The sequence below is a fragment of the Bacteroidales bacterium genome, assembly GCA_017521245.1.
Taxonomy (GTDB): Bacteria; Bacteroidota; Bacteroidia; order Bacteroidales; family G3-4614; genus Caccoplasma_A.
Genome location: JAFXDI010000038.1, coordinates 1 through 12,480, shown reverse-complemented (window position 1 = coordinate 12,480; position 12,480 = coordinate 1). Strand labels below are relative to the sequence as shown.

The 12,480-nt window shown below is 37.6% G+C and carries 8 protein-coding genes, 1 tRNA gene and 1 pseudogene; 5 read left to right on the top strand and 5 right to left on the bottom strand.

What is annotated here, in order from left to right; genetic code table 11:
- Positions 1 to 839: 839 nt before the first annotated feature.
- A complete protein-coding gene (locus IKK64_06120) occupies positions 840 to 1,472 on the bottom strand; it encodes a VWA domain-containing protein (protein MBR4119637.1) in 633 nt (210 codons plus the stop codon).
- Positions 1,473 to 1,486: 14 nt separating this feature from the next.
- Positions 1,487 to 1,891, bottom strand: a complete 405-nt coding sequence (locus IKK64_06115) for a zinc ribbon domain-containing protein (GenBank protein ID MBR4119636.1) — start codon at positions 1,889 to 1,891, stop codon at positions 1,487 to 1,489.
- Positions 1,892 to 2,088: 197 nt separating this feature from the next.
- On the opposite strand from IKK64_06115, the gene IKK64_06110 reads away from it, so the two are divergent.
- The 5 genes from IKK64_06110 to gldN are packed head-to-tail and all read left to right on the top strand — an operon-like array spanning position 2,089 to position 8,383.
- Entirely contained in the window at positions 2,089 to 3,039 is a 951-nt protein-coding gene (locus IKK64_06110; protein MBR4119635.1) for a type IX secretion system membrane protein PorP/SprF, read from the top strand.
- A gap of 39 nt (positions 3,040 to 3,078) precedes the next feature.
- Positions 3,079 to 4,494, top strand: a complete 1,416-nt coding sequence (locus IKK64_06105) for an SUMF1/EgtB/PvdO family nonheme iron enzyme (protein MBR4119634.1) — start codon at positions 3,079 to 3,081, stop codon at positions 4,492 to 4,494.
- Between the two features lie 27 nt (positions 4,495 to 4,521).
- Positions 4,522 to 5,598 (top strand): gliding motility protein GldL, encoded by a 1,077-nt coding sequence (gene gldL / locus IKK64_06100; GenBank protein MBR4119633.1) that lies wholly within the window; start codon positions 4,522 to 4,524, stop codon positions 5,596 to 5,598.
- Between the two features lie 40 nt (positions 5,599 to 5,638).
- A complete protein-coding gene (gldM, locus tag IKK64_06095) occupies positions 5,639 to 7,210 on the top strand; it encodes a gliding motility protein GldM (protein ID MBR4119632.1) in 1,572 nt (523 codons plus the stop codon).
- 30 nt (positions 7,211 to 7,240) lie between these two features.
- Positions 7,241 to 8,383 carry a gliding motility protein GldN gene (gene gldN, locus IKK64_06090; GenBank protein MBR4119631.1) on the top strand — a complete coding sequence of 381 codons (1,143 nt, stop codon included), beginning with the start codon at positions 7,241 to 7,243 and terminating at the stop codon, positions 8,381 to 8,383.
- Positions 8,384 to 8,511: 128 nt separating this feature from the next.
- On the opposite strand, the pseudogene IKK64_06085 reads toward gldN, so the two are convergent.
- From IKK64_06085 to IKK64_06075, 3 genes and pseudogenes are all read right to left on the bottom strand, one after another.
- Positions 8,512 to 9,023: pseudogene (locus IKK64_06085) on the bottom strand (RNA polymerase sigma factor).
- A gap of 344 nt (positions 9,024 to 9,367) precedes the next feature.
- Positions 9,368 to 9,449, bottom strand: a tRNA-Leu gene (locus tag IKK64_06080).
- A 531-nt stretch (positions 9,450 to 9,980) separates the two neighbouring features.
- Positions 9,981 to 12,480: T9SS type A sorting domain-containing protein (locus IKK64_06075; protein ID MBR4119630.1), on the bottom strand; the 2,500-nt coding region annotated here is incomplete at its 5' end.

Genomic DNA, 12,480 nt, shown 5'->3' with positions numbered 1-12,480 from the left:
CTGCGTTCGGTAGTGCTAACTATGATGGAGATATGTGTTACATTGTGGATAATGAACCTAAGTATTATGATTTCTCAAAGTACCCATATATTCAAGATGACAATATAATTAATAAAAACCATTAAAATAATACGAGTATATGACCGAAACCAACCGCATAGAATATAAAAGAGAATTGACTCTGAACTTGATATTAAGCAAGAGGTGTGGCGATACAAGTATTTATGTGCATACGTTGATGATAGTTTCAAATTCATAAATAGCTTTATCGTTGTACCGCAAGTGCTCATGAACTACTCATGATAGTGTCCATGATGGCACCCAGTCGGAACCTAGTCGGCACCTAGTTGATATAAGGGTGTACAAGTTAGTGCATAAGTTGTTCATAAGCTAATTTAATGATACTACCATGCAAGTGACCATGCAAGTGCTCAACCTATCATATAATATGCAAAAACCTCACTTTTTCTATATTTTATGATAGGTTGAGGTGTGAGCGACATTAACCCAAATATGCAATTATCACTGATAGTATAATATGTAAAGTAGGGATTCCGAACTGAGGTGGAGCAATAACGGGAGATTACGTTCGTTGCGATTCTTTAACGACAAAAATAATACAAACCGAGAGCAAAGATAAACTTGTTTAAACTATGCCGAGGTGCAGCTTATTTTCGCGGGAACCGCAAAGATATAGAGCCATTTAGAAATGGAACTCATTTTCTGGTGGCACCACAGCAAAGAAACAAGAAGAGCAATTTCGATTGAAATTGTTCTTCTTGTTTTATGACACTATTCATAAACTTCCTATGCAGGTTGTTTATTAGCATTTCGTATTACTATATATCTTCATCAAAGAAGTTATTATTGGCTACATCTGCACTAAAATCAGGTCTGGCAATACGAGAATAAAGACGCTCACGGCTTCTATTTACATGATCCGTCATATCCATAGTGCCTACACATGTAGTCTCAAATTTCATTACATTGTTAATGGAAATAGTTGCAGCAAACGCCTCTACATCATGATTGGCTCCAATATAAGCAAATACCCAACCTTTTGCCTTAAGTTCATCAACAAGAGCCTTAATAGCATAGCCATTGTACTCTTTTGAAGCATTCTCATATCCATCTGTAACAACAGTTACCAACACTTTGTCTTCTTCTGCAACTTTCTTGCCAAGAGAATTTAATGAAATACCCATAGCATCATACAATGCTGTGCAACAATCAGGCTTATAAGTTTTTGCATTAAGTTCTGGAACCTCATCTACAGGTACACATTCATAAAGAGTCTTTACATCATTGTTAAATGTCACAAGGCTCACATAGTGGTACTGATCTTCATGTCTCTTCTGAGCCGATCGAATAGTCTGAATTGTTTCGTTTATGTTATTAATAGCCTCTCTCTTAATGCTCTGCATAGAGCCACTCTCATCAATAATGATGAGATTAAAAATTTTTGTTTTCATAGTTCTGTTATTAATTAAATTGGTTTGGCTTGATATAACGCTTGCTCAGCAATTCTTAGAGCCTTCTCATCGAGTTTTGCTTGTTTAATCATACCCCAAATCTGTGCAATGACAACAGGAGAGAAAAAACAGGCAGAGATAACTGTTGGAAGAAACTGTTGCTTGAATATGCTAACTCCAGCTTCAAAGAGGATATTTCCTTCTTGAGTAGGTTTCATTGTAATCTTCAAGGCTGAACGAAGTCCAAGAGCCACTTTAACGAATCCTCCTTTAGTGATGCAAACTTCTTGTCCGTTAGCAAGATTATTAATTCTTACTTCATAACCATCGGCAGCAAATGCCTGACGAACTCGTTCGGCAACAGTAGGTATTAGCGAAGCGTTGCCATAAATAGTCTTCTTTGTAGTAAATACTCCCATAGTAATAATTAGTTTATTTACTACAATAGAGCAAAATAATAGCGTAATCTATCATCTAATGCAAAGAAATATATTATGTAATCTCTGCAAATTTGAATAGTTTCTTAAATTTAGTTACCATTTTAAACAATTTTACACCTATTTTTTAGTTATATATAAGGTACTTGTTGTTAAAAGTATTTGAGAGTAATTAAAAAATGGGCCGATACAAAATAATATTGATTTTAATCTTTATAATGGGTATAACCTCAAAGGGTTACGCTCAATACGATGCACAGTTTAGTCAATATTGGGAGTTGCCCTCGTACTACAATCCCGGAGCAGTTGGAGCTACCGACAAACTAAATATTCATGGAGCAACTCGCCAACAATGGGTGGGAATGCCAGGTGCTCCAAAAACTTTTCTTATAATGGGAGATATGCCCTTCACTCTGTTTAAACAACAGCATGGAGTGGGAGCAATAATTGCAACCGAGAAGATAGGTCTATTCTCAAACACCTCTATTGGGTTACAATACTCTTTTAAGGTTAAACTATTAGGCGGGCAACTTGGACTTGGACTTCAATTAGGACTTATAAATCAAGTGTTTGATGGAACTGAAGTATATATTCCAGAGAGCGAATACCACAACCAAACCGACGATGCTATTCCAACTGCCGAAGCAAAGGGAATGGGTTTTGATTTAGGATTTGGCATACACTATACTCACAAATATTTTTGGGCAGGGATTTCGGCACAGCACCTCACCTCTCCCACTATAACATTTGATGAAAAATACGAAACTTATATACCTTCTTCATATTATTTTTTAGCTGGAGGCAATATTCCGTTTAAAAACTCGTTAATCATATTGCAACCCTCTTTGTTGTTGAAGACCACATTTCAAACATTTCAGATTGAGTTTGGGGCAACTGTTAAATACAACAAATTTATATGGGGAGGTCTATCGTACCGCTTAAACGATGCTCTTATATTTATGATAGGAGGAGAATGGAAAGGCATAAGACTTGGATACGCCTACGATTATGCTCTCTCTGACATTGTTAAGGCAACCAGCGGTAGCCACGAAGTATTTTTGGGTTATAGCATGAAACTTGAATTGGGAAAGAAAACAAAAAATAAACATAAAAGTATAAGACTACTCTAACACTCATAAAGTTGAATGAAGAGTAAAAACTTTAAAAGTATGAAAAAACTATTTTTTATAGCAGCGTTAATAGCATTGGTTACCTCATGTGCTCCAACATCATCGGGAGGAAACGGAGGCGAACTTGTTGGCGTAAGAGCAATGGCGTGGGGCGAACCTACTCCATACGGAATGGTTCTTGTTGAGAGAGGATCGTTTACTGTTGGTTGTTCTGAAGAGGACTCTATTTGGGGTACTCCTAAAAACGACAAACCAATATCGGTTGAATCGTTTTGGATGGATGAAACCGAAATTACCAATGGCAAATACAAACAATTTTTATTCTGGGTACGCGACTCAATCATTCGCGAACGCCTTGCCGATCCCGCATACGGAGGTAACGAAGCATTCAAGATTGAGGAAGACCGCGAAGGTAATCCCGTTAAACCTTACCTAAACTGGGCAAGAGCAATTCCTTGGAAAAACCCAACTGAGGATGAGGCTCGTGCTATTGAAAGTGTATATAGAATAAATCCTATAACCGGTCAGAAAGAGTTGGATCCTACTCAAATGAATTATCGTTATGAGATATTCAACCATACTGAGGCTGCTAAACGTAAAAACCGTCTCGACCCAACTCGTCGTGTATTAAATACCGACATAAAACCTGACCTTGAGGCTGAGATTATTATATCAAAAGATACAGCATTCCTCAATGATGACGGGAAAATTATTACTGAGACAATTGTTCGCCCTTTAAGCAGCGAATTTGACTTCCTAAATACTTATATTGTTAACATCTACCCCGACACTACTGCTTGGGTAAACGACTTTGATAATGCTTACAACGAGCCATATATGCGTCTCTATTTCTCTCATCCTGGATATAACGACTATCCTGTTGTTGGAGTTTCATGGGAACAAGCAAATGCATTCTGTGCTTGGCGTACACAATATCTAATATCTTCTCTTCAAACCCCATTCATTGAGCCATACCGTCTTCCAACAGAGGCTGAGTGGGAGTATGCAGCAAGAGCAGGTATGAACGAAAATAAATACCCTTGGGGTGGAGATATTCCTATGACCGAGAAAGGTTGCTTTAATGCAAACTTCAAACCTCAAGAGGGAAATTACGTAAAAGATGGTAATTTGATTACATCAAACGTAGCCACATTCCCACCAAACGACTTTGGTTTGTACGATATGGCAGGTAACGTATCAGAATGGACATCTACAGCTTACAGCGAGGGAGGAATGGCATATACAAGCGATATGAATCCCGACTACAAATACAATGCAGCAAAAGAGGATCCATATCAAATGAAGAGAAAAATCATACGTGGTGGTTCATGGAAAGATGTATCAAACTTCATACGTTCCGACATTAGAATGTGGGAGTATCAAAACGAACAACGCTCTTACATAGGTTTCCGTTGCGTTCGCACTCAAGTAGGTTTTGCAAAAGGACGCAAATAGTATCAATAACTCAAAAAGTGAACAACAATGAAAAACGAAAAATTTCAATCATATAAGTTACGTTTTAAAGAATTCGTAGCAAGTGAGAAAGGCAAACGCTTTTTCAACTTTGCATACAGTATAGGAGCAGCAATAGTTATTCTTGGTGCTTTATTTAAAATCTTGCACCTTGCCGGAGGTAACTTTATGCTATCGTTAGGTATGGGTATTGAGGTATTGATGTTTATATTAACAGCGTTTGATGCCCCTGCTAAAGAGTATAAATGGGAAGAGGTATTTCCTGTTCTTAAAAGCAACGATCCCAACGATCGCCCTGAGTTTAAAGGCGGTGGCGGTGGTGGCGGTTTCGTAGGGAATATGCCTATTGGAGTAAACACTGGCGAAGGTACTACTGCAAATATGCAAGAGGGTACAGCAGTTGGTGGAGGAACTATAATAATTGGCGGAGGTGCAATGCCATACGTATCGCCCGAAGACGCAAAACGTACAGCAGGAATCCCATCGGATATTCAATTAGATGAGACAGACACTCAATCTCTATCTCAAAGCATACAGAGATTATCAACTGCTGCCGAGCAACTATCTAAAATGGCAGAGTTGACTTCGGCTACTCAAAACTACTTGGAGCAACTATCTGCTATTTCAAATCAAATGGAGCAATTCAAGAGAGCAACAGAATCTCTAACACAAGTTTCTAATGTTCTTTTGGAATCGTACCGTAACATTACTGACAACTCAGACAATATAACTTCACACTCTCAAGGTTATGTTACTCAAATGGAAGATTTGAATCGCAACCTTGCTGGTTTGAATACTATTTATGAGATACAATTGAAGAGCATTAGTTCTCAATTAGATAATATTGACAGAGTAAATATAGGTTTAAGAACTATTCGCGATATGTACGAGAGTTCTGTTGACGATAGCACTCGTTACTGCAAAGAGACTGAGCGTATGACAACATATATGTCACAACTCAACTCAGTATATGAGAATATGTTGGCAGCCATGACAGTTAATATGTATAACAATCCTATGGCCGGATTAAGACCTCAAAGTTCAACTCCAAAGAAAAACGAGGAAGATAATAGCGATAAAGAATAGGTTTTTATACCAATTATAAAACAATAGAGATATAAATAAAATGGCATCGAACAACTATTCAAATATGACGCCGAGGCAGAAGATGATAAATCTGATGTACATTGTGCTAACTGCCATGCTTGCCCTAAATGTTTCAACCGACGTGTTGGATGGTTTCAGACAAGTGGAAGATAGCCTTGCACGTTCAACAGAGAATGCCTCTCAACAAAACGAAGCCCTATATGGAGAGTTGACCGATTATAATATTACCAACCCTGAAAAATCGGGTGCTTGGTACAGCAAAGCAACTGACGTTCGTAACCGCACTAAAGAGCTAGTAAACTATATTGACTCTTTAAAAGTTTCAATCGTGAAACAAGCAGACGGAAGAGACGGTGATGTTAACAACATTATACGAATGGATGATTTGGAAGCGGCATCACACATTATGTTATCTCCTGCAAAGGGACAAGGTAAAAAACTTCGTACATCACTAACCGAGTATGCCGATTATGTTACCCCTATGGTTAACGACTCAATTAAACGTAAAGTTATCAGCGACTACCTATACCCAGTGGCTCGTAACAAAGAGGGGTTGATTAAGAACAAAACATGGGAGGAGGAGACTTTTGAAGGAATGCCTGTTGCTGCAGCAATTACAGTTCTTACAAAACTACAAAACGACATACGTTATGCCGAGAGCGAAATTCTTCACATATTGCGTAACAATATTGATGAGGGCGACGTAAGGGTAAACCGTATGGATGCATACGTTATCCCAGTATCAAAAACCGTTATGCGTGGTAGTTCATACTCAGCAAACATAGTATTGGCCGCAGTTGATACCACTCAAGTTCCAACAATATTTATTGAAGACAAAGAGTTGGATAAAGAGAAGAATGGTTTATATGAGTTTATATGTAACCAAACAGGAGTATTCAGTTATAGCGGATATTTAGAGGTTGCAGCAGGAGACGGCTCACTTCTTCGCCATCCTTTCACCTCATCATATACTGTTATAGAGCCTTCGGCAACAGTCTCGGCAACTATGATGAACGTGCTTTATGCAGGGATTGAAAACCCCATAAGCATATCAGTACCGGGTATCCCAAACAATGCAATATCAGCATCTATGACAAACGGAACATTAACTCGCTCAGGTAATGGATGGATTGCAAAACCCAAGAAAATTGGAGAAGATGTAACAATCTCGGTTATAGCAAATATGGAGGGACGCACACAAACTGTTAGTCAAACAGTATTTAGAGTAAGACAACTCCCCGATCCTATGCCTTTCATAACCTACAAAGACGACAAAGGTAATACTCAACGCTATCGCGGAGGAAAACCAATTAGCAAGGCGCTTCTAGTTAAAGCACCGGGTATAGAGGCTGCAATTGATGACGGACTTTTGAATATATCATTTAGAGTATTATCGTTTGAGACAGTAATATTTGACTCAATGGGAAATGCAATGCCTGAGGTATCAAACGGAGCACAATTCTCTGACCGACAAAAGGCGGCAATTAAAAAGTTATCTCGTGGCAAACGCTTCTATATATCAAAAGTAAAAGCAATAGGCCCCGACGGCATAGAGAGAACTATATCACCTATTGAGGTATTTGTAAACTAATAACGCTACTGAAATAAATATTCACTAAATATGAAACGTACTATTAAAATTTTAACAGCACTATTGCTTGTTGCAATCTTTGCAATTCCCGAAGTTGACGCACAAACTCGTGCCTCTATTAAGAGCGGCAGTGCAAGAAAAAAAGAAGAGAGTAACAGTTCTCTTTCAGTAAGAGCGCAAAATCTATATGAGAAAGAGGCTCTATCTCCGGCAGATATACCATGGAATCGTATAATTTACCGTTCTCTTGACCTTAAAAAAGAGAAGAATCTACCTCTATACTATCCTGAGGAGAGTACCGAAGAACAAGAGAACCTATTCCGTCTTATTATGAAACTATTGGCAGACGGGCAAATAGTTGTTTATGAATATCTTGATGGTAGAGAGATATTTAACGAGAAGTATCAAGCCAACGTAAAAGAGACTCTTGATCGTTTCCATATAATTTACGAAGAGAGTGCTTCACAAACAGGAAGAAAGGTAAAATATACTATCGATCCAAGTGATGTTCCTGCAAACGAAGTTCTTTCGTACTACATTAAAGAGAAGTGGGTATTTGATCAACGCAACTCAGGTGTAAAATGCGAAATTGAGGCAATTTGTCCTATCTTGCACCGCACCGATGATTTTGGAGGCGAAGCAATAAAATACCCCATGTTCTGGGTAAAATACTCTGACATTCGCCCCTATATGGCACAACAGTACATTTTAACAAGTAGCGAGAACAATGTTCGCAACTACACATTTGACGACTTCTTTAAATTGCGTATGTTCGAAGGAGAGATTTACAAAACTATGAATCTTCGCAATATGTCGCTAATGCAACTTCACCCTGAGCAAGCAGCACAAGATAGTGCACGACAAGAGATTGAGAAACAACTTCAAAGTTTTGAGAAAAACTTATGGGTAAAAAATCCAGAAGAGATAGAGCAAGAGAAGGCAGCAAAAGAGGAGAGCAAAACTACTGAGCAAACAGTAAGTGAGAAGAAAGAGAAACCCGCAAAAGAAGAAGTAGCACCTACTCGCTCAACACGAGGCACTGAGAGTGTTAAAACATCATCAACAAAAAGCAGTAGTTCTAAGTCAAAAAGTAGTAAACCCAAAAGCAGCAGTTCAAAAAGCAAATCATCAAAATCTGCGGCACCTGTTCGCTCAGTACGAAGTACTAAATAGGAGTTATTAGTTTTCTTATATTGATAAAGAGGCTGACTAAAAATCCGTAACGGCTTTTAGTCAGCCTCAGTTTTATTTAGTTGCAAGTATAGAAGGGCAAGAACACATAAGACTCAAACAAAAAAACTCTATCTATAATCTTTGAGCAATATCTGTAATTTTTGACGCATGTAAAATATTCTGCTCTTTACTGTTCCAACAGAGAGATTTAATACTTGTGCAATTTCAGAATATTTTAATCCTGCAATGAGCATTGAAAGTAGAACTTTATGCTCTTCCGAGAATGTTGCTATGATGCGATTAATATATTGAACCTCTAATCTGCTCTCGGGTGTTTCGGTATCTGCTACATTCTGCAAATCATTCAGGGAATAGAGCTCTTCTGTATTATTTGTTATTGTTTTAGTATATGAGTTTCTGTGGTAGTTGTTAAAGAATATATGTTTCATAATAGTAACCATCCACCTTTAAGATTGGTATTCTCAATGTATTTATCCTTATTGTTGAGAACTCTTAATAGTGTTTCTTGCAAAAGATCCTTTGCATCATCAATATTTGATGTAAGAGAATAAGCATAGATATATAATACTCCTTGTAGTTCTAAAACCCTCTTCACAAACAGATCTCCACTTTCATTCATTACTGCACTTTTTAATATTTCTTATACAGAACAATTTAAAAACAAAAAAGTTCATTCGTTCTACAATTTTTTTTGATGAAAGTTTTTAAATCTCTGAAATACAGCGAGAAAAAATTGTAAATAATTTATGGATTTATATTCTGAACTTTGGGTATAAATATAATAAATTATAGCGGACTAAATAAAAAGAGCAAATTATTTTACAAATATTATGAACAAAACAAAGGTCGTTACAAAGCATTGCTTGACGATAAATAATTAAGCAATATATTTGAAGAATGTAACTTTAATAAATATGAATTGCAAGGGATAAAAAAAGAGCAACTTTTGAAGTTGCTCTTTTGTGCGGATGACGGGACTCGAACCCACACGTCTCTCGACACTAGATCCTAAGTCTAGCGCGGCTACCAGTTACGCCACATCCGCATTTGTGGTGATCAGTAATTCTGATTTCCGACTGCAAAGATAATAAAAAATATTCAATTACAAATAAATTACCATAAAAATATTTTATTTATCAAATAAGTTATCAATTATAGACCTATTGATTAATAAGTTAAAGAGAGATAAGAATCTTCAAAGAACAAATATAATAATTGCACACGATGTTTTAAAGAGCAATTTGAGGGAGTATTTATAAAATAATACCGCACCCATCATAAAACAGAGTGGAATCTACCCCAATTTAAAGGAAACAGAACGAGGAATTTAAAGGTATTTGCATTATAAATAATAGGGAGCACAAATTGGTCTGCAAGTCAATTTTATTTGCTATGCAAATGCTTTGTCTGTGCCCCTACATTATAGTGTAAATAGGGCATTCAGTGCTTCGTACAAAAAGAGGGTGCAGAAAAATTTCTGCACCCTCGTAAAGTTATTTTCTTGCTTTATTATCGGTTTCTAACAACTACCCGCTGGGCGGTTGTAGTTACGAAACCAACAACTAAAAACTAAGAACTATTTCTTCGCTACTTTCATAACTTTAAGAAGACCACCCTCACCTTTAACTTTGATGAAGTAGATTCCAGCCTCACCATCAACAGGAATATTGATTACCTCACCTGCTGTTGCTGCTACTGAAGCTTGGTTAAGCATACGTCCAGCGTTGTCGTAAAGTTCTACTGTATAGATACCTTCCTCTACGAAACTTACATATACCTCATTCTCAAATGGGTTGGGGAATGCTTTCATCATCTCCTCTACCGCCACATCCTCAACTCCTGTTGGGTATATAGTTACAACATCAATAGTTCTTGTGTCTGAACCCCAACCATTGCTAAGAGTTAATGTTGCAGTATAATCTCCTGCCTCTGCATATATAACTTTTGCATTTCCTGCATCTTTATTTCCTTCTGAAGAAATTAAACTTGCTTTTTTCAATTTCCAAGATGGTAATGTCTCAATCTTATAGTTTGTTCCTGAGATAAATGGAGCTCCGGCAGCAAAAGATATTGATTGAGGCATATATTGGTTATTACCTTGAGAAATTGTCTTAATCTCATAAGTTCCTGATACAAGGTCCTTATTATAACCTATACTCTTTATGGTATTATCAGATTGTGCTTCACTTTCAAAGTCCCAATATCCGATAAAGTCTGAATCGCTAACTGATGAAGATTGATGTTGCATTGACCCTTTAACCTCAGAAGCTGTAAGAGCTTTCTTATATAAACGAACCTCATCGATTGTACCATCAATACCTGCACGGTTAAATGCATTACCACCAATCATAATTACATTTGATGAAAGCCATGGGTAAACAACTCTTCCTGTAGGAACAGCTCCCTCGCTTACCTTCTTACCATTGATATATAAAAGCATTGTTCTATTAGATGTATAACCCATTACCAATGCTACATGATACCATGTATCTGTTTTGAATTGGAAATCTTGTGAAACAGGAACAACGATACCTGTATTTGCTTGTCCATCTCTGTATGAGAAAGATAGAGTTCCTTCAGGTATTGTATTTCCATTATCATCTTTGCTTTCACCTGTACCTATTGTACTCCAGATGAATCCCCAATCACTATCAGGCCATCCTGTTGCTGCCGAACGGATATTCAAGAATTGAGTTCCATCAACACCATGGTTGAATTTATTGATATAGATCCAGAAAGTCAATGTAAATTGTGTTTGGTCATTGAATCCAAGTTGAGAAGCAGGGATACCGAATGCTTTCTCTCCAAGAGCCATACCGCGTGATACATATCCGTCAGCATCAGAGCGTCCTGTATATGAGAATGTAGCCTCTTCGCCTTCCACTACCCAATCTTTACCATTTGGTCCGCTCATTGTTAGAGTTTTGATTTCGGGCATTGCTCCTACCTCTGCTGGAGAAATTTGGATCTTACCGCGATATATCTCTGTTGTTCCTTTCATTGTCAAATACAAGTCATAGATTCCCTCTTCGCTTAACGATGTTGTAAATGATTTTGCATTGAATGTTCCTTTTACAGCGTCGTTCTCTGAGGCTTTAATTACCCATGTTGCTGCCGCGTGTGTTGGATCGTCAAATGCTACTGTAAACTTCTCGCCTGCTTTGATGATTGGTTTATCTATTGAGAATCCTTCAACTGTTTGGTTAGCAGGTACGCTCATATATGAACTCCAGCTAATTGTACTCTCGCTCTTACCATCTAAAGATACTGCACTTACTCCTACTCGGATTCTTCCGCCTTTTTCAAGATCGTAAGGTGCTCCAACCACGTATGCTGCCCACGATGTTGTTGAGGTACACAATACTGCTTCTCCTCCTTCTTGTTGTGTGTAGATTTTATAGTACCATGTATTGACATCTGCGTTATAAATTGATTGATATGATTGACGTCCTGATGAGTTTTTATCGTGTGCTGTCATATCAAATACAACTTTTACGTCAACACCTTTGTAGTTACGAGCCATTGTTTTTGATGTCTTAATTGTTGGCGCTCCTGGTGTTGTAGATGTTCCGCGAGTTAAAGATATTTCACCAATCAACACTTTGAAATCTGATGTTGTATTAGTAAATCTCAATCCAAGTTGAGCTAATGTTTGTCCGTCTAATTTCAAACCATTACGGTTGGCAACTTTAATAGTCTTAACCTCCCACTCGTCATTTGCTTCTGCATTTGATACTATTGTTCCTGCAATCTCTGTTGTAGGTGCAGCTTCAGTTGATGTGGTTAATGCTATTGTTCCTGATCCTGAAACAACTTTATAACGAATGGTGAAAATATCGTTATTCACCAAAGGATATTTTGTCTTGAATAGTTGCAAGTAGGCTTTGGTTGTTGCTCCTGTAATTTGCAAACATGAACCTCCAAACCATGCATCATCCCATGTGAACTCTGCTGTCATATCTGTTGAAGCATCTGTGGCATTTTTTCCCATAAAGTTCTTTGTCCACCACCAACGCCATGAGGGCAAATAGTCTTGCATTCCTAGGTTGTACCACTCTTGATTGAAGGTTGTTACG

Coding starts and splice junctions, on each gene's coding strand:
- gldL (MBR4119633.1), top strand. CDS start 4,522: ATGAAAAACGAAAAATTTCAATCATATAAGTTACGTTTTAAAGAATTC.
- gldM (MBR4119632.1), top strand. CDS start 5,639: ATGGCATCGAACAACTATTCAAATATGACGCCGAGGCAGAAGATGATA.
- gldN (MBR4119631.1), top strand. CDS start 7,241: ATGAAACGTACTATTAAAATTTTAACAGCACTATTGCTTGTTGCAATC.
- IKK64_06110 (MBR4119635.1), top strand. CDS start 2,089: ATGGGCCGATACAAAATAATATTGATTTTAATCTTTATAATGGGTATA.
- IKK64_06120 (MBR4119637.1), bottom strand. CDS start 1,472: ATGAAAACAAAAATTTTTAATCTCATCATTATTGATGAGAGTGGCTCT.
- IKK64_06105 (MBR4119634.1), top strand. CDS start 3,079: ATGAAAAAACTATTTTTTATAGCAGCGTTAATAGCATTGGTTACCTCA.
- IKK64_06115 (MBR4119636.1), bottom strand. CDS start 1,891: ATGGGAGTATTTACTACAAAGAAGACTATTTATGGCAACGCTTCGCTA.